The organism is Brevundimonas pishanensis (genome assembly GCF_022750635.1).
GTDB lineage: Bacteria > Pseudomonadota > Alphaproteobacteria > Caulobacterales > Caulobacteraceae > Brevundimonas > Brevundimonas pishanensis.
In genome coordinates this window covers 381,693-400,349 of sequence record NZ_JAJKBG010000003.1, presented here as the reverse complement: position 1 = coordinate 400,349, position 18,657 = coordinate 381,693, and the positions used below count along the sequence as shown (strand labels likewise).

Genomic DNA, 18,657 nt, shown 5'->3' with positions numbered 1-18,657 from the left:
GCTACGCTTACTAAATACGCTTACTGATTACGCTTACTGATACGCGCCAAAGCGCGCCTACTGTTCGCAGTCCACAACAAGAGGTACGAACTTAGATACCTATTGTACAACTTCAGGACGCGATCGCTATCAGTGACAATACGTACGCGCCACTGACCAGGCACTGCCGATCCGCCGCTCAAACGCTACGCGAGCCTACATGCGGTCGGTTACTGATCGCTGATAATATAGACCAACCTTAGCCAAACAAAGGCAGACGAAGGTCGCTATGCGCATTAGTCGCCTATCGCCTGCCGCGACAGACTCCTGCTATCTGACGCCTATGACCTCGCAGACCCTCCGTCCGAACGGCCCGCTGCACGGCGTGCGTGTACTCGATCTGTCTCGCGTATTGGCCGGACCCTGGGCGACGCAGACCCTTGCCGATATGGGGGCCGAGGTCGTCAAGGTCGAGCGCCCCGGCATGGGCGACGATACTCGCCAGTGGGGCCCACCCTTTACAACGACTTCGGATGGCGCGCGGGGGGACGCCGCCTATTTCATGTGCGCCAACCGCGGCAAGAAGTCGGTCGAACTCGACATGGCCTCGCCCGAAGGGGCCGATGCGATTCGGAAACTGGCGACTGAATGCGATGTAGTGGTCGAAAACTTCAAAGTCGGGGGGCTGAAGAAATACGGGCTGGACTATGCCAGCCTATCGGCCATCAATCCGCGCCTTGTCTATTGCTCGATCACCGGCTTCGGACAGGACGGGCCGGACGCCCACCGTGCCGGCTATGACTATATGATACAGGCCATGGGTGGGCTGATGTCCATCACTGGCCAGCCGGATGGTGCAGCCGGTGCCGAGCCGATGAAGGTCGGCGTCGCGGTCGTGGACGTTTTCACCGGCCTCTATGCCTCCAACGCCATCCTTGCGGCCCTGTGGCACGCGCGCGCGACGGGCGATGGCCAGCATATCGACATCGCCCTGTTCGATGTCCAAGCCGCGGTTCTGGCCAATCAGGCGACCAACTATTTCGTTTCGGGCAAGGTGCCGACGCGGATGGGTAACGCTCATCCGAATCTGTCGCCCTATCAGCCCTACCCCTGCTCCGACGGCATGATCATCATCGCGGTTGGCAATGACGGCCAGTTCCGCAAACTGTGCGAGGCGTTAGGCCAAGCCCCGCTCGGCACGAACGAGCGCTTTGCCAGGAATGCCGACCGCGTCGCCAACCGCGAACTGCTGAGCCCTATTCTGAACGCTCTCACGCAGGTTCATTCAATGTCGGCATTGATGAAGCTTCTGGAGGACCATGGCGTCCCCTGCGGCCCCATTAACCGCATCGATCAGGTTTTTGACGAACCGCAGGCCCTGCATCGCGGTCTCGTCGTCGAGCAAACCCGCGAAGACCTGTCGGCGCCCGTGAAGACCGTCGCCTCACCCATCCGAATGTCGAAAACACCGGTGCATTATGATCGCCCGCCGCCGGCGCTAGGGGCCGACAATGCGGAGGTGCTGGGTAAACGGGAGACTTAGCTGGCTCTCGCCGCCCCGAATACGGTCAGGTCAGGAGCGCGCCCAGCAGATCGATCCCGATAACCACAACATAGCCAAAGGTGCCCGTAATCTGGAGGGCGCACATGAGCACGATTCCTTTGATCACGCCGGCCGCTTGCGACTGATACCAACGACCGCGGCCCATCCGGAAAAAGGCGACGACCCCCAGTATCTGGATCACGGCACCCGTCATCAATGACAGCAGGTCGTGACCATAGGCGAACCACGAGATCGGCATCATCGTCACCGTCCACGCGCACAGCCACGCGAAAATGGCGCGGAAGCCTTTTCGCCAACCCAGATCGGACTTGTCCCACCACCGCAACAGCGGCGTGGCGGCAAGGGCAAACGAGACAGACAGGACCGGCACCAGGACGAAAGTTGCCCAGTTGTCCGCATCACCGATGAAGGCGTCGTGTGACTTCCCCGACCGGGCCAGCGCTTCGCCCGCCTTATGCTTGTCGCCCATCATACGCCCTAGATACCGCCAGTCTTCCGCCGGCGATCCCTGCCTTGAGTTACTTGTCGTCCAGCTTCTTTTTCTTGGCTTTAGCGGCCGCCAAACCGCCGATGATGGCCGTGAACGCACCCATAAACGCCGCACCGATTGCGATCCAGACAGCAGGATTGGTGCCGTCATCTCCGCTGGCGGCCAGAGCTGGCGTGGCGATGACCAAGAAGGCGGCACCCAGTGCCAGTGGTGCTGATTTCATGAGTTCCCCTGACAGCCGCTCGGCTGCCTTTCAACAAAAGGGGCAGAGACCGTGTGCGGTCCCTGCCCTTGCTTCAGACGTTACTGACCGTTCGTCGGCGCGCGTGTGCCGATGGTGCGGTCGAGGAAGTCCAGATAGGTGCGCCATTGGTGCAATTGGCGATCATTGCCGCGAATGCCGTGGCGCTGCCCCGGATAGAGCATCGTCTCGAACGGCAGGCTCTTGACCTGTAGTTCGTTCAGGACGCGCGTCGTGTTCTCGAAGATCACGTTATCGTCAGCCATGCCGTGCATCAGCAGCAGACGACCGGTCATATTGTCCAGACGGCTCAGCACGTCCGAGGCGGCATACCCTTCGACATTGGCCTGCGGCGTGGACATGTAGCGCTCGGTATAGGCCGTGTCGTACAGGCTCCATTCCGTCGGCGGCGCACCGGCGAGTGCCGCTGCCAGACCCATCTTCGGCTCGGTCAGCGCCATCAGGCTCATGAAGCCGCCATACGACCAGCCCATGATGGCGATGCGATCGGCATCAACATACGGCAGGCTGCGCAGGTATTCGGCACCGAGAACCTGATCCTCGATCTCGGGCTGGCCCATCTTGAGGTAAAGCGCCTGTTTGAAGGCCGCCGAACGGTCACCCTCGCCACGGTTGTCCAGGCGGAAGACGATATAGCCCGCCTCGGTCAGAAGCTGGTTGGTGGCCGGTTGCCACGAGCGTTTGACGCCACCGGCAGAGGGGCCGCCATAGACCTGCATCACGACCGGATACTTCTTGGTCGGATCAAAGTTCGGCGGGGTCGTCATCTGCCACACCAGCGTCTCGCCGTGGCTCTCCAGCGTGCCAAAGGTCGGCTTTTGCTGGCGCTCGGCAAACGGCCAGAACGGGTGGCCCGGCTGGAGCTTGTTCTCTTCAATCCAGCGAACGCGGTTGCCGTCGATGGTGTAGAGCGCCGATTGCGACGGGGTGTTCAGGTCCGAATAGTTGCCGACATAGGCCGTACCCGTGCCGTTCACCGAGGCCGACCACCAGCCGCCGCGCGGCGTGATCTCGGTCGGCGTGACAGTGCGCTTCAGCGAGGCCTTGAACAGCTGCTGCTCGATCGGCAGTTCCTTGCCGTCACGCATGGAGGCGGTGAAGAAAACCTCGCCCGCGTCCTGATTGACGCCGTTCAGCGACTTTACTGGATACTCGCCGCGCGTGATGGCGCGCAGGCGACGACCGTCCTTGTTGTACAGGTACAGGTGCTGCCAACCGGTCTCTTCGCTGGACCAGATGAAGTTGCCGTCTTTCAGAGCCTTGAAGTTATGGGTGAGCGGCACCCAAGCGTTCGAGGTCTGGGTCGCGATCACGCGGCTTTGGCCGGTGGCCGGATCGACGCTCAGCAGATCCAACGTTTTCTGGTCACGCGACAGGCGCTGGACATAGGCGACCGAGCCGTCGGCGGCCCAATTCACGCGGCCCAGATAGATGTCTTTGTTGGCACCCAGATCAACCTGAACGCGATTGCCCGAGGCAACGTCGTGGATGAACAGTTCGACCACGGCATTCGGACGCCCCGCGCGCGGGTAGCGCTGCTCGACCACCGAAGCACCACCACCGGCGATGTCGAGACGCGGGATGATGTCCACGCCGCTCTCGTCGGTGCGTTGCAGGGCGATGTATTTTTCGTTGGGGCTCCACCAATAACCGGTGTCCCGATCAAGTTCTTCCTGCGCGATGAACTCTGCAGTCGCCCAGGTGATCAGGTCCTTGCCTTCGGTCGTGATGGCCTGCTCGGCACCCGTTTCGAGGTTCAGCACAACCAGATTCTGGTCACGCACGAAGCTGACATAGGCCCCCTTGGGCGAAACCTTGGCGTCGATTTCGTCTGCTGCCGTTTCGGTCAGGCGGCGGACCGAGCCATCGGCACGGTTAGCGAGGAAGATGTCGCCTTCCAACGGGGCGAGGATGTAGCGACCTTGCTCGTCCCAGCTATACTCGACCACGCCGCGCTGGCTGATGCGCATACGCTCGCGGCGGGCCTTTTCGGCCTCCGACAGTTCACCGGCATCCGGTACCAGTGCACGGGCGTCGATCAGCTTGAAGGCATCACCGCCCGAAACAGGCGCGGCCCACAGGTCCAGCACGTCCACGTCATCCTCGCGCGAGCGGAGGAAGGCGACCAGTTCGCCATCCGGCGACAGACTGACGCCGCGGGCGACCGGACCGGCCAATGACGGATTGGCGAACACGCGCTCTACCGTCAGGATGTTGGATGCGGGGGCCGTGACGGCAGCAGGCGCTGCGGCGTTTTGAGCCACGACCGGAGTGGCCGCTGCGGCCATCAGAATCGTCGAAGCGAGAAGAAGTGTGCGCATGGCGGCAAAGTAGTGGCGTAATTGCGCCCCGTCATCCGAAAATCACGCAACTGGATGGTACGCCCAGCCTTTCGCAATTCTTCCGAACGCCCTAGTTAGGGACTATGACCGACGCCTCCCCTGCCAAACCCAAACCCTTCCACGAACTGGAAGTGCTGTGGGTTCGCCACTGGACCGACCAGCTGTTCAGCTTTGGTGTAAAACGCCCCGAAGATTTCCGATTCCGTTCGGGTGAATTTGTAATGATCGGCCTGCCGGGTGAAGACGGCGGCAAGCCTGTCCTGCGCGCCTATTCCATCGCCAGCCCATTCTGGGCCGAAGAACTGGAGTTCTTCTCGATCAAGGTGCCGGATGGTCCGCTGACCTCGCGTCTGCAAAAGATCGTCGCGGGCGACACCGTGCTGATGGGCAAAAAGCCGACCGGCACACTGGTTCTAGACGCCCTGACCGGCGGCGAGCGCCTGTGGCTGATCGGTACAGGCACGGGTCTGGCCCCGTGGCTGTCGGTCGCGCGTGAGCCGGAAACCTATTCGCGCTTTAAGGAAGTGATCGTCTGCCACACCGTGCGCAACGTTCAGGACCTCGCCTATCGCGACTTCTTCACCAAGGGCATCCACGATGACCCGCTTATCGGCGACGAGGCCAAGGCCCAGCTGACCTATTATCCGACTGTCACACGCGAAAAGTTCGAGACGCCGGGACGGATCACCGATCGCATCAAGTCGGGTGACCTGTTTGCCGACCTGCAACTGCCCATCGGTTTCTCGCCAAACACCGACCGCGTCATGCTGTGCGGCTCGATGGCCATGATCAAGGAAACGGCAGAGCTGCTGGAATCCTATGGCATGAAGGAAGGCTCCAACGCAGAGCCGGGCGACTATGTTCTGGAGCGTGCCTTTGTCGGCTGATGTGAAATCCCCGCTGTCGGTCGCCGTCGACGAGCGGCCCGCGCCGGAAGCGTGCGAAACCATGGTGGACGTTCGCAAGGGCGTAGATGCCGTGGACCGCGCTCTGGTTACGCTGCTGGCCGAGCGCCAGCGCTACATGGACGCGGCGGCCCGCATCAAGCCGAACCGCCAGGCGGTCTATGACCAGACCCGCATCGAGGATGTGGTGTCAAAGGTGCTGGCTGCTGCCGACCAGGCCGGTCTTTCGGCCGAGATTGCCGAGCCTGTCTGGCGCCTTCTGATCGACCGCTCTATTGCCCACGAATACGGCACTTGGGACAAGACGCGGGCTTGAGCCCCTACCCAACCCCATACGAAAAAGGCGGCCCCTGCGGGCCGCCTTTCTTGTTTAGAAGCTGAGACGATAGCCGACCGTGAATGCGTTGCGGCTTTGGTCCGAACCCTTGGCCCCGTTCCAATCCAGCGAAACGGTACCGGCTTTTCCGATAGGAACCGCCAGACCCAAGCGACCCACCATAGCCTCGTCGCCCATTGGCAGGCCATTGATCGCGAACTCAGCGCTGTCGGCGAAGGCAACGGTCTGGACCGCTTCCAGATCGCCGGAATAGCTCTCCCAGCCCACGCGTGCCGAAACCGTGGCAGAGCGGCCGTTGGCCCGTACCCACGACTTATCCAAGCCCATGCCCAAACCGGCCGTGGTCAGGCTCTGAGCCTTGCTTGCGACGCTCAGAGCAGCAACACCGCCGCGTTCGTCCACGCCGTCCACGTCAAGCGCGTCATGGGCCAGCATGGCGTAAGGGGAAACCGTGGCCCAAGCCATCGGCACCGCCCAAGCCGCTTCGACAAAGACCTGTTCCGAAGTGGCATCGTAGTCGCCCTTCAGGCTTTCGGCAGTCGTCCCGAAAGCGAGGTCGCGGCGCGACGACAGAGCGTGCCAAGACGCAATAGCACCGGCCTGAATGTTCAGATTGCCCCAGTCACCGCGACCATAGAGGCCCAGATGCTGGCTATCGCGATCGATCTGGCCAAGTCTGGCCGACTTCATCTCGCCCTTCTCGAATCCGACCACGACACCCGCACGGATGGCATCGCCAAAGCCCTTGTCGACGCCGGCCATGAAACCGGTCGTGTCAGACTTCAGCGCCGCGTTCTCGCCGCGCGCATCAAGCTCGGAAGCCGATGACAGCACACGGCCCCAACCATAATATCCTTGGCCCGACGCGGCGTTGTTCGCTACCGAGCCGACCAGAGTATGACGAAGGTTGGCCGCATCCATCAGCATGGCCGAGCGAGCCGACACGTGCAGGTCACCAGCCATCTGGGTAAAGGCCAATCGGGCCTCGTCCTCGCTCAGATCCACCACCAGATCCGACAGGTTCTCGCTGGCTGTAATGTCTTCGATGGCGCTGGCCACAGCCAACTGGTTCGGCGTCTGTGCAATGTCGGTAAATCGGATGTCGTTACGATCCAGATTCATGATGACCTGGGTGTCGGTGTAATCCAGCGAAATATCGAGGAAGGCGTACTCGGTCCCAACGACTTCGAAGCGGCCCTCGACGCCGCCCGCCGCATTGATCACCACAAAGCGGGACGAACGGCGGTAGTTCGAACTACGGCCGAGGATATGGTGCAACTCTGCACCTTCCCCGATGGTAGCGCGACCCGACACATTGAAGGTGCCGGAGCGGTTAAGTTCGGGATCGACCTCGACGTTGAGGTACGACCACACACCGATATCCAGTGTGCCGATTGTGGGTGTCGTTGCCTGAGGCCTGACCACGCCTGAAAGGACCGCGCTAAGCACCACCCTTTCCACAGTGCCGGTCCCCCTTAGATTGCCGTTCCCGAGGTTCACGTTGCCGCCTAGATGGCCGTTAACCTCCAGCGTCTCGCTGTTGTAATAGGTGTATCCACCAAAATCGGAGCTATCGCCTGACAGGATGGCGTGGCCGTGCACGACGTTGACGTAGCCGGTGCCAGTGATGCTGCCGTCATACTCGAACGTGCCCGTGTGATTGAAAATTAGGCCCGATTGCAAACCCATATCGATCCGCGGGGCATTGAGCACGCCAGCAGGGGCTTGTTCGCTCCACAGGCCGCTGCCGATCCAGATGCTGGACCTGCCTCCGGCTACCGAGTTCAGGTAGATCGTGCCAGCGACATCCACTCGGCCACCGTTGCTGATGACGAGTTTCGACTCTGTGTAATCGAATGAGTGCAGCGCGACGTCGCCGCCAACGTCGATCAACGATCCCGCGCCGTCCACCGTTACAGTGCCGTAGCCTCCGATGCCGTAGCCGGCGACCAAATCCTGCGCGACATGCAACTGACCACCATTGGTGACCAACACGCTACCACCCAGTGCGTCGTTGCCGAGACCGAGATATTGGAAGTCCCCGCGGCCGTGGTCATCAATCGTCAGTTGACCGGCGTTGATGAACCGAACCTCATTTCCGTGAAGGCGCGAGCCCGCGTTCTCTACGATCACGTCGTCATAGAAATAGCCGTGACCGGCATCGACGACTTGTCCGTTCGACACCCGATCTATGACGGGAACGGCCAATGCAGACCCCGGTAGCAGCAGGCTCGCCACAAAAACGCCGGTGGTGGACAACAAGGCGGTGCGCATCTTTTGGCGCAGTGCCAGCGACTGATTCATTCTGAATTCCCCTAAAGTTGGGGCGTCGCTAAGGGCCTAAGCCTTACCATAACCTTTCGGACGGAAAGCCCGCTGAGGGCATCGGGTAAAATACAACCTTGAGGTCGAACTTTTCCTGTGTTTTCAACGAAAAAGGCCGCTCAGGCGAGCGGCCTTTCCGTTTTATGAACTCTTGGCTCTCAGCCCTTCAGGCTCTTGAGCGCCAGTTCGTGCCGATAGGCCGCCACATCCGCCAGGGCCAGATCGAGGGCATCGCGTACCCGCATCAACACGCCCTCGGCGGATGCCTCGTCGGCGGCTTCAGCTTCGGCGCAGACTTCGGCCAGCGCCTTGGCTCCGATGCCGCCCCCTGCCCCTCTCAGGGTGTGGGCAGCGTCACGCCACCCGTCCTGATCCGTCGTCAGCATGGGCGACCAGATCGAAGCCTGATGCATAAACAGGCCCAGAATCTCGTCGCTGATATCATCAATGCCAGCGGTCGCGGCCTCGAGGACCGAGAAATCCACCACCCCCGTCAGATCCCGGCGCGCCATCAGGCCTGCGTCTCCTCGCCTTTGGCCAGACGCGAGTTACGCGACGACCAGACGAAATAGACGATAAGGCCCAGCACGTTCCACGCGATGAACCACAGCTGGGTCGAAGCCTTCAGGCTGGTCATGAAGAACAGGCAACCAATAATGGTGAAGCCGCCAACCACGGGCCACAGCGGAGCCTTGAACTTGCGTTCGCGATTGGGTTCGCGAACACGCAGCACGATCAGGCTGAGTCCCACTGCGGCAAAGGCCGTCAGCGTGCCGGCGTTCGCCAGCGAGGCCAGTTCATCCAGACGCATAACGCCTGCAAGGAAGGCGACCACGATGGCCGTGAACACCGTAACGATGACCGGCACGCCACGCGGAGAGATCTTGGCGAGGCTGTGCGGCAGCAGGCCGTCACGGGCCATGCCAAGGAAGATGCGCGACTGACCGAACAGGAAGGCCAGCAGAACGGTCGGCAGGGCCACCACGGCTGCGGCTGCGATCCACTTGGCTGCCGCACCTTGCCCCAGATCGCGCAGGATCAGGGCTAGCGGTTCGGGGCTTTCGGCAAAGCGCGCAACCGGTGCAGCGCCAATCGCCGACGCGGCCACCAGAATGTACAGGATGGTGCAGATCACCATCGAACCGACGATGCCGATGGCCAGATCGCGTTCCGGCTTCTTGGTGTCCTCGGCCGCCGTGGCGATGGCGTCAAAGCCATAGAAGGCGAAGAAGATGATCGAGGCCGCAGCCATCACGCCGGTCTGCACGAACGGCGCACCAAACCCGTTAGGCATGAAGGGAGTGAAGTTGGCGGAATCGAAGTGCGGCAGCGACAGCGCGACAAACGCCACCAGCGCGGCAATCTTCACCGCCACCAGCACGGCATTCAGCGTCGCGCTCTCTTTGGTGCCCAGCAGCAGCAAACCGGCGACTACGGCAATGATACCAACCGCTGGAAGATTGATCAGGCCGCCCTCGACGTGCGGTCCGACCAAGAGCGCGGTCGGCACGCCCCATTCCTGCAGAAACGGCGCAGCATAGCCTGCCCAGCCGACGGCCACTGCCGACACCACCAGCGAATATTCGAGAATGAGCGACCAGCCGACGATCCACGCCAGCAGCTCGCCCAATGCGACATAGGAATAGCTGTAGGCGCTACCCGACGCCGGCATGATGGTCGAAAGCTCGGCGTAAGACAGCGCGGCACAGGCGCAAACCGCACCGGCCAGCGCAAAGCTGATAAGAACGGCCGGACCGGCAAGACCGGCACCCACGCCAATCAGGGTCAAAATACCGGTGCCCACAATAGCGCCGACACCCAGCGCCATCAGATGCGGCCACCCCAGCGTTTTTTTCAACGTAGGCCCGTCATGCGGTGCTAGCATCGCTTCGATTGAACGGCGACGGCTCCAAAACGCCATTGGGTTCTCCCCGATTTTTGTAATTTATCCGATAAACCTTCGGTATCACTTTATTTGCGTTGAGAAAAATGAGGTTTGAATAAATTTATCGCTTGCGTCCAAATCGGGTCGTGCGTATTAAGCCGCCCTCGCCGCAGCGCAACGCACCGCAGCGAGACGCCGGAGCCCAACCAAAGGCTCATACGACGGTACGGGTGATTAGCTCAGTTGGTAGAGCAGCTGACTCTTAATCAGCGGGTCCACGGTTCGAGCCCGTGATCACCCACCATCGTTCCTCTTGCTGGCAAGCAAGATTTCCAGACCATCGAACGCGCGCCTTGGCAGACTGCCCAAGCGCGTTTTCGCGTGCGTGCGCCCTCATTGGGTCGCCGCGAACAACCGCCCTGTTCATGGGCTAGCCGTTCAGTTGTCGATGACGGCCGTCATGATGTCGGTCTGGTTCGCAGCGTTGTGGCGAGCACGCAGTTGAATGGCGGCCTGCATCGCCTCGAGCAGTCGATCCAACACGATGGGCTTGCTGACGTGGCAATCCGCACCCGCTTCCATACCGCTCTTCAAATCTTCCGCGCTGTCCGAGGCCGAGAAGATAACGATGGCGGCCTGACGCCGGCCCGAAGAGCGTTCGCCAGCGCGAATACGCCGGATAGCCTCAAGACCATCCATAACCGGCATCTGCACATCCATCAGGATGACGTCGAAATCGACGGCCGCGGACAGATCGACAGCTTCCTGACCGTTGACGGCGTAGTGCAGCACATAGTCATCGCCGCCCAACAACATACCCAGAATGGTACGGTTGGTCGGATTGTCATCGGTAATCAGAACGCGCAGGACATCGGGCTTGGTGACAGGCTGGATCGCCACGTCCTCGACCGACGGCGGCTCGGCCTCCGGCAACGGAAGTTCGAACCAGAACTGCGATCCCGCCCCCGGCTTGCTTGAAGCGTTAAGCCGTCCGCCCATCATCTCGACAAGTTTGCTGCTGATCGAAAGTCCCAGACCCGTGCCACCGAACTTGCGGCTGATGGAGGTGTCCGCCTGACGATAGGGCTGGAACACGCGTCCGTCAGAAGCGCCTTCAAAGCCGATACCCGTATCGGTCACCACAAACAGGCAGCGCTCGTGAGGCAGACGCACGGTGCTCACCAAGATACGGCCTTGAGGCGTAAACTTCAGGGCGTTGCTGATCAGATTGTTCAGCACCTCGGAGACGCGAACGCTGTCCCCGCGGACCCAATAGCTGTCACCCGCATCCATTTGCAGCGCCAGCTTCAAACCCTTGGCCTCGGCCTTGGAGCGCCATAGCGCCTCAACGTCTTTGACCACGCGGACAAGGTCGAACACTTCGGTCTCGATCGTCAGTTGCCCGGCGTCCATCTTGGCGTTGTCCAGTACGTCAGACAGTAGACGGTTCAGCGTTTCGCTGGAGGTGGCAATCAGGCGAACCTTCTCAGCCACATCAGGCGGCAGTTGCTCTTTACGCAAGGCATCGGCCATCGCCACCACGCCGTTAAGCGGCGTGCGGATTTCATGGCTCACGTCAGCGAAGAACTGGGTGCGCCGTGCGTGCAGTTCCTTCTCGCGGTCATTGGCCAGCTTCAGCTCGCGCGAAAGACGCCGCTGACGGAACAGCAGCACCAACAAGCCGACCCCCAAAACGGCGACGGCAGCAAACATCCAGATCAGGCGCGAAATCGTCTCTTCCAGCACGATACTCTGGCTGCGTTCGTGCTCGAGCTGAGTGCTCAGGTCACCCACGATAGAGCTCATGACTTCGCTGGATGCCTGCGCTGCGCGGCGGAACTCGCTGACGTGATAGTCACGCAAGGCGGGTACGCCGCGCGCATAATCACCCGAGGCAATCATATACTCGGCCTCGGCGCGCTGGATGATGGGGGACATCTTGACCTGCCCCGTATCCAGCCCCGCACGAAGGGCATTGATGTCACGCCGTGCCAGAGCCACCTGCCCTGTCCGTGAATAGGCGATGACGCGACGGACCCGCAAAAGGTTCTGCAGCTGGCGCGGAACAGCCAGGTCAGGTCCGAAAGGCTCATAGCATTTCAGAACTCCGGCCCAGTCATCGCGCGCAGACGCGATATAGCTGCACAGCAGGCCGGACATGCTCTGCGGCATCAGCGAGCCGTCTTTGCGGGCCAGTTCATCGTAAACGCCATAAACCTGCAGCGCCGCGTCATGCCGCCCCACATAACCCAGCGCCATGGACAGGTTGAACATCGGCTCATAGTCCGGCCACGGATACCCCGTGTCCGCCATCAGGCGTTCGGATGTCTGAATGGTCTTGAGGAAGCCCGCCACATCGTCAAGCTGACTGTGGGCCAAGGCGGCCTGTCGCCAAAGCATGGCGGCAATACCCGCTTCGCCCGCCTTGGCTGTCGGAACTTCGCGCAACGCCTCGTGGAGATAGACAATCGCTGCGGCGGCCTGCCCCTCGTCAATAATGGCGCGGGTTTTCAAACCCTTGGCCAGAGCGCGGGGCAGCCAGGACTTCTGCCGTGCGACCAGAGCGTCCAGTTGCTCCAGACTGACATCGCGGTCGCGGATCAGGCGAATGGCGTAATCATTGATTTCGACGGCCGCCAGATAGTCTGCATCACCGGCGCGGGTGGCGAGATCCTTAAGGCGGGCGTTCCAGATTACCGCATGCTCGACCTCGCGTTGGCCCAGCGTAACTGCAATCACGTGTTGAAGGCGACCGAGGTTTTCGCGGGTCGGCTCGAGCGAGGCGGCCAGACCAAAACGCTCCAACTCAGCGACGCTGGTGCTCTGCATCCGGCGTTGAACGGCCAAGCTATAATCGTGGACGGCTTTGTCCGTCCCCCGAACTACGGCTGTTTGTGCAGACGGCATTCGATCACCGCTGGGAGCCGCAAAACTTTGGGGTGCCGATACCAACAGGGCAACCGCAATGGCGGCTGCGCGGGTCAGACAATCTGCGCGGGACATCACTACCTAATACTCAACTGTCCGCTAAGTGTGCGATCAGAGAGCGCAGGTCAACGTTTCGTAAAGATTTTCCGCGCGCGACCAAGCCTTCCTGCGGCTTCCAACAAGACATCGTCAGGCTTGGCAAAGCAGAGCCGTATAATCGAGCCCTGCCCGCCTCCTTGGATGAAGGCGGATACGGGAATGGCGGCCACACCATGTTCACGCACGCATAGTTCGCAGAACGCAGCGTCACCCAGACCAATCCCCGACGCCGCCAGATCGACATTGAGGAAATAGGTGCCGTCACTGTCCAGACAGCGGAAGCCCTCGGCTTCCAGACTGTGCCGCAGGAGGGCGTACCGGTTGCCCATGTCACGGCCCATGGCTTCGAACCATGAGGCGTCCCAGCCCAAACCTTCGCAGACCGCCGTCTGCAATAAGGGCGGCGTGGCGAATGTGAGGAACTGATGGGCCCGTGCGACCGGATCGATCAAATCCTGAGGGGCACAGACAAAGCCGACCTTCCAGCCGGTCAGCCCGAACATCTTGCCGGCAGAACCGATCTTGATGGTGCGCTCTGACATCCCATCCACCAGAGCTAACGGAAGATGCCGTCGATCCCCCAGACGCACGTGCTCCCAAACCTCGTCGCTGATCACCAACAAATCGTTGGCAATGCAGACGCGAGCCAGCGTCGCCAGCTCTTCGGCTGTGAACATTTTCGCTGCGGGGTTCATCGGATTGTTGAACAGGACCGCGCGTGTCCGGGGCCCGATTGCCGCGATCAGAGCCTCTTGGTGCAAGTCCCAATGTGGGGGCTTGAGGACCACCGATTTCACCACGCCCCCTGCCCGCTCAATCAAGGGGCGATAGGCGTCATAGGCTGGCTCGAATATCAGGACTTCGTCGCCGGGGTTAACCCAAGCCGCAACCGAGGCGGCAATAGCCTCGGTGGCACCGGAGGTGATGATAACCTCCTGCGCGGTCAGGGCTGTCGACTGCATGCGGTTATAGTGGTCGGCCACCGCCTGTCGCAGTTCGGGCAGACCGCGCGACGGCGCATACTGGTTCCAACCATGGATGGCGGCCTCGGCGGCCCGCTCCCTCAGTGCCAGCGGCCCTGGGTCTTCCGGGAAGCCCTGTCCCAGATTGATCGCCCCGTATTCGCGCGCCAGTCCCGACATCTTTTCGAAGATGGTCACGGGCGCATCGGCAAATACAGGCGATGGCTTCATTACAGTTTTGCCGTGAATGCGCCGCGGCGAAGCCAGTCGCTAAACAATCGGAACAGCAGCCCGCCGGGCCGTGAATGGATCACGCGGCGAGCATGGCGACCTTTACCCTTATAGACTTGGAACGGCATGGGACTTTCTCAAAGGGGGATCGAATCAACGCCCTATAATGAGGGCTGTCCCTGATCGACGAAAGGCGCACAGACGGAATATCTAACAAAGGTGTATCAAAACGATCCAGCGTACCGTGCTTCGTTAAGTCCTTGTTGACCCTGAGCTTTAAAGCCTCGCTAAGCGTGTCTGATCGCGTAGAGTTAACAGCTGTCGTCCTATGGTCGCTGTGAAGATTGCAGTGACGAGGGACGTCATTATGAGTTCTGTTCTGAATAAACGCGCCGCACTGGCCAGCTTTGCCGCTCTGTTGGGCGCTATTGCCGTGCCCGGCTTGGCAGAAGCCAAGAACACCGCATCGCAGACTTTCCGTATCACCGCACGCGTGCCAGTGGCATGCTGGGTGCGCCCGGACCGCACGGTTCAGGCGGGCGAAGGTATGACCGGAAACGTCGTCGAGGCGTGCAACAATCCGGGCGGTTATACCGTAACCGCCCAGTACCGCCCGCTGATGGAAGGCGAGTCGGCCCGTATGATTTACGGCGACCGCTCCTTGGAACTGTCGCCTACGGGCGGTCAGGAACTGCGTCGCTCGAACATGGCCACGATCCGCAGTGTCGCCTATCGCTTCGACAACGTGAGCGTTGAAACGCCGCTGACGCTGAGCCTGACGATCCAGCCTCTGTAATCCGCTCGCAATCGCATACGAAAAAGCCCCGCAGTCGCCTGCGGGGCTTTCTTGTGTCTGAGGTTACGCTCAGATGGCAGAGACCGTAAAGCTGATGATGTCGGAATAGCGCCCTGCCCGACGGCCCGACGTATCGCCGATGCTGAAGACCAGCGGATAGTCATCGGCGTGGACTTTCATCTGCGGCACTACGATCTGGTGATCGCGCGTCAGATCAATCACTTGCGAGCCCATGCGCATACCGTAGTTAATCTTCCAGCCCGGCAGGTCGTGGCGCAGTTCACCGCCATTTCGCGACGAAACCGTCATACGATACGGCCCCGAAGAGCGCACATAAACCTGAACACCCGGATCGCGCGAACTTTGGGTAAGTTCACCAAGATCAATCGTCGGGACCGAGTTTTCGCGGGTGAAACGGCCCGTCAGGCCGATAAGGATCGACGAACGCACATCGAGGATCAGCGTGACAGGCTTGGTCGCCATGACCTCGCGACCGTTGGCGCTGACGTACTCGATCATCACCTGCTGGGTATAGCGACCAGCTGCGACCGTCGTGCCGGGGTCGATCGAGAAGCGAACCGGTGCCGGGCGCGCACCATTCTTGGGTACAGCAATCGCGGCACCGTGCAGCGGATCAGCCGGATTTGGCGTGATATCGTTGCCATTGCCCACGTCCGTCAGCTGATACCGAACACGGCCCGTGCCTACGACCGGGAGCAGGTAAGGATCGGAGGCCAGCGAGGTGGCACGAAGACGCCCCGAACAACCGGAAGCACCACTGTTGGTGATCTGCAGATCGAACTGCTGCGACGTGTTCACGCCCGTGTTCGGATCAAAGCGGATGATCCATTCGTCCAGCCCGAGGATGTCGGCCTCGCAGCCGCCGCCTGTTTTCTGGGCCTGTGCCTGACCGGCAGCCGCCACCAGACCAAGGGCCATAGCAATCGACACGATCAGTTTGCGATAAGATCTCTTGAACATGATCAGGGTCTTTCCGGTTATTGTTCTGGCACAAAGAACGGCAGGGAAACGGTCTTCAGGTCGAACAGGCCTTCATTGTCCGTGGGAACAGTGAACTCGAAGCTCTGCGGCGGACTGCTGAACAGGTCCACGCGATAGGTTTTACCCGGCTTGAGTTTCTGAACTGCAAAGCGGCCCACCGAGTTGGTGAAGAAGACTTCCGGCTCGGTGCCTGGATCATCGACGGCGTTCACTCGACCCGACATCAGCGCCGCCGGCACATCACCACGGCCGACCAGTCGCCCCATCGCCGATACGAAGGCATCGCTGCCCGCGGTAATGACATAGCCGCTTCGATATGTCGGACGAACGCGCTTGATGCCATCGCCGATGTCGTAGCCCTGCGGGACATCCAGCACATCGTAAACAACCGACTGGTTCACATAGGCCGACAGGCTGTTGGCGACCGCCGGACCCAGCAGGCCACTGCGCGATTGATAGCGTCCGCCCTCGAAGCTTTCGCCGACAATCGCCTTGCGGTCGCCGAGCGTCTCGTGGGTACGCACCATCGCGAAGCTGTCGTAGATGTTGCGGCCCACGGCGAATTGGCCACCAGCATAGGCCAGCGACGATCCCAAGCGGACCGAGGTGACCTGCTGATCGGTGATATTGCTGAAGTCGCGACCAAAAGCGGTATGGATGACCGCCGCATCGAAGCGGTTGCCGATATAGTCGACCTGACCGGACAAGGTGCCCGGTCCGTCATCATAGCTCGAAGCGATCGAATAACCCCACGCACCGACACGGTTCTCTGTCGACTTGTTATAGCGCACGCTGCCCGAGTTATTGACGGAGCTATAGCGCGCCTCTGCGCGACGGTCGTAGCTCGGCGTCCATACGAGGGCGAAGGTGAAGCCTACGCCATCGCGATTGAAGGCCGTGGCATTGCCGAACTTGGTATAGTCGACCCCCACCTGCACGCCGACGCTGGGGCGGATATTGTAGGTCGTGTAGGCGCTGAGCGAATAGGAATCGCCATAGTCGGCCAAACGGCTCATGCGGTACGAACCCGCGATTGCCGCCGTCCAGGCGAAGTTGATACGGCGGGTAAATCCGCCCTGTATCACCCACTCGGTCGGGTTGACGCCGGTGACATTGCCGAGGCTGGCGTGGTCTTCGGACGTATAATCAACCGATACGGTCCACGAGTCGTAGGTGTCGCCGCGATCGACGAAATGCTCGTAGCTGGACATGGCGGCAAAGCCCTGCCCTGCGTCGCCCGTACTGACGGAGCCATCAAAGCGCAGACGCGCGCCGTTATTGAGGATGAACTGGGTCTGCCCCGATAAAGACTGCACCGCCTCGCTGGCCTGCAGGCCAAGGCCGAGTGCGGGACGATCCTCGAATGCCTTGCGCCAATAACCCGTGAAAGCCAGGTCGCCGTCCGAATAATCGGGCGAGCCGAAGAAGCCGCTGTTGGTGACACCGAAGAAGGCACCGTATTCGTAGTCGCCCGGATCCAGCTCAATGGCGTCCAGATAGGCGCTATAGCCTGTGCGCTCGACGCGACCGCTGCCGTTGGTGATCTCCAGTTCGATGTCGTTCGAGCCGGTTTCGAGCGGCAGGTTCGACAGATCGTATTGGCCCGCGTCCAGCTTGAACTCGCGTACGAACACGCCATTGCGCATCACACGGACGGTCGAGCTTTCCTGCAGAACGATCTGGCGGCCACCGGACAGCACGCTGTTGCGGAAACTTTCAAAACGCTGGCGCTGACGGGCAACGCCGACACCACCCAGTTGCATATAGCCCTGACGGCCACGGATCTCGGGATCGATATCACCGACCCACCAGCGCCGGAACTGCTCTGGCTGGTCATAGACACCGCGCACATAGCGGCGCGTGACTTCATAATCACCGCCGCCAAAGCCGGACTGTCCTTGGAAGTCAGCTTCCAGAACAAAGCGGTCAAATCGGACAGCACCATTCAGCGACACGTTCGGATCGTTGATCCGGCTGCTGCTGTGGAATTTGGCAACCGTGATGTTGGTGTTCAAATAGGCCGAGAAACGCTCCGGCGCGCTGCCGGGCTCTTCGGGCGAGCCGTTTTCAAACAGAGACTCGACCGAGCGTTTGGACGGATCAATTCGAAGGACCAGAACGGCCAACTGACCGGGGTCGTAGTCCAGACGAATGCCGCTATTCTCGATTTGGTTGGCTTCGAAGCTGTCCAACCCCGCGAGAACCGCAGCCAGCTCCTTTTGAGCTTCCTCGGTGAGTAGCGGATCGATGAGCCGCTTGAAGCCCTCGGAATAGACAATGAAACGGTCGTCGCGCGTCAGCAGGACATCCAGTTCACCGAGCACACGACGGTTGAAGTTCAACGGCACAGTCATGCCGATGTCGCGGTCGTAGGGATTAATGTCCGGACGCTGCGCCTGCGCGGGCGGGGGCACGGTCGCAGCTTCTGCAGCCACTGCGGGCACTTCCGAAGCGGGGTCGGCCTGCTGATAGGCGACTTCGGCCTTGGCCGCGCTTGCGACCAGTGTCAGCAAGGAACAGGATGTGAGGAGCCAGAACCGCGACATGACC

At 60.9% G+C, this 18,657-nt stretch carries 14 protein-coding genes and 1 tRNA gene; 5 read left to right on the top strand and 10 right to left on the bottom strand.

Annotated features, from left to right (window positions below):
• Nucleotides 1-322: 322 nt before the first annotated feature.
• Nucleotides 323-1,522, top strand: coding sequence for a CaiB/BaiF CoA transferase family protein (locus tag LOX95_RS08280; protein WP_242913997.1), 1,200 nt, complete (start codon nt 323-325; stop codon nt 1,520-1,522).
• A 25-nt stretch (nt 1,523-1,547) separates the two neighbouring features.
• On the opposite strand, the gene LOX95_RS08275 is transcribed toward LOX95_RS08280, so the two are convergent.
• From LOX95_RS08275 to LOX95_RS08265, 3 genes are all read right to left on the bottom strand, one after another.
• Complete coding sequence (locus tag LOX95_RS08275; protein WP_242913996.1) at nt 1,548-2,012, bottom strand: hypothetical protein; 465 nt, start codon at nt 2,010-2,012, stop codon at nt 1,548-1,550.
• A gap of 49 nt (nt 2,013-2,061) precedes the next feature.
• Nucleotides 2,062-2,256 (bottom strand): hypothetical protein, encoded by a 195-nt coding sequence (locus tag LOX95_RS08270; protein WP_242913995.1) that lies wholly within the window; start codon nt 2,254-2,256, stop codon nt 2,062-2,064.
• Nucleotides 2,257-2,336: 80 nt separating this feature from the next.
• A complete protein-coding gene (locus LOX95_RS08265; RefSeq protein ID WP_242913994.1) occupies nt 2,337-4,616 on the bottom strand; it encodes a S9 family peptidase in 2,280 nt (759 codons plus the stop codon).
• A gap of 104 nt (nt 4,617-4,720) precedes the next feature.
• Here LOX95_RS08265 and LOX95_RS08260 point away from each other — a divergent pair, with 104 nt between their 5' ends.
• Complete coding sequence (locus LOX95_RS08260; protein ID WP_242913993.1) at nt 4,721-5,524, top strand: ferredoxin--NADP reductase; 804 nt, start codon at nt 4,721-4,723, stop codon at nt 5,522-5,524.
• Nucleotides 5,496-5,858 carry a chorismate mutase gene (locus LOX95_RS08255; RefSeq protein WP_242913992.1) on the top strand — a complete coding sequence of 121 codons (363 nt, stop codon included), beginning with the start codon at nt 5,496-5,498 and terminating at the stop codon, nt 5,856-5,858. The genes LOX95_RS08260 and LOX95_RS08255 overlap by 29 nt, the downstream gene beginning before the upstream one ends.
• A 54-nt stretch (nt 5,859-5,912) precedes the next feature.
• Here the strand turns inward: LOX95_RS08255 and LOX95_RS08250 are convergent, their stop codons facing one another.
• From LOX95_RS08250 to LOX95_RS08240, 3 genes are all read right to left on the bottom strand, one after another.
• Nucleotides 5,913-8,183 (bottom strand): autotransporter outer membrane beta-barrel domain-containing protein, encoded by a 2,271-nt coding sequence (locus LOX95_RS08250; RefSeq protein ID WP_242913991.1) that lies wholly within the window; start codon nt 8,181-8,183, stop codon nt 5,913-5,915.
• Between the two features lie 179 nt (nt 8,184-8,362).
• Nucleotides 8,363-8,716: an Hpt domain-containing protein gene (locus LOX95_RS08245; RefSeq protein WP_242913990.1), complete on the bottom strand. Its 354-nt coding sequence runs from the start codon at nt 8,714-8,716 to the stop codon at nt 8,363-8,365.
• Nucleotides 8,716-10,125, bottom strand: coding sequence for an amino acid permease (locus LOX95_RS08240; protein ID WP_242913989.1), 1,410 nt, complete (start codon nt 10,123-10,125; stop codon nt 8,716-8,718). The genes LOX95_RS08245 and LOX95_RS08240 overlap by 1 nt, the downstream gene beginning before the upstream one ends.
• Before the next feature lie 192 nt (nt 10,126-10,317).
• Here LOX95_RS08240 and LOX95_RS08235 point away from each other — a divergent pair.
• Nucleotides 10,318-10,393, top strand: a tRNA-Lys gene (locus LOX95_RS08235).
• Between the two features lie 134 nt (nt 10,394-10,527).
• Here LOX95_RS08235 and LOX95_RS08230 read toward each other — a convergent pair.
• Both LOX95_RS08230 and LOX95_RS08225 read right to left on the bottom strand, forming a co-directional pair.
• On the bottom strand, nt 10,528-13,092 hold the full coding sequence (locus LOX95_RS08230; RefSeq protein WP_242913988.1) for an ATP-binding protein: 2,565 nt from the start codon (nt 13,090-13,092) through the stop codon (nt 10,528-10,530).
• A 50-nt stretch (nt 13,093-13,142) separates the two neighbouring features.
• The gene (locus tag LOX95_RS08225) at nt 13,143-14,309 is read right to left on the bottom strand and encodes an aminotransferase (protein ID WP_242913987.1); all 1,167 of its coding nucleotides are present in this window, start codon (nt 14,307-14,309) and stop codon (nt 13,143-13,145) included.
• A 367-nt stretch (nt 14,310-14,676) separates the two neighbouring features.
• Between LOX95_RS08225 and LOX95_RS08220 the strand changes: the two genes are divergently transcribed.
• Nucleotides 14,677-15,105, top strand: coding sequence for a hypothetical protein (locus tag LOX95_RS08220; protein ID WP_242913986.1), 429 nt, complete (start codon nt 14,677-14,679; stop codon nt 15,103-15,105).
• Nucleotides 15,106-15,174: 69 nt separating this feature from the next.
• Here LOX95_RS08220 and LOX95_RS08215 read toward each other — a convergent pair whose 3' ends face one another.
• Nucleotides 15,175-16,086, bottom strand: coding sequence for a hypothetical protein (locus LOX95_RS08215; RefSeq protein ID WP_242913985.1), 912 nt, complete (start codon nt 16,084-16,086; stop codon nt 15,175-15,177).
• Between the two features lie 17 nt (nt 16,087-16,103).
• Nucleotides 16,104-18,653: a fimbria/pilus outer membrane usher protein gene (locus LOX95_RS08210; RefSeq protein WP_242913984.1), complete on the bottom strand. Its 2,550-nt coding sequence runs from the start codon at nt 18,651-18,653 to the stop codon at nt 16,104-16,106.
• Nucleotides 18,654-18,657: the final 4 nt, after the last annotated feature.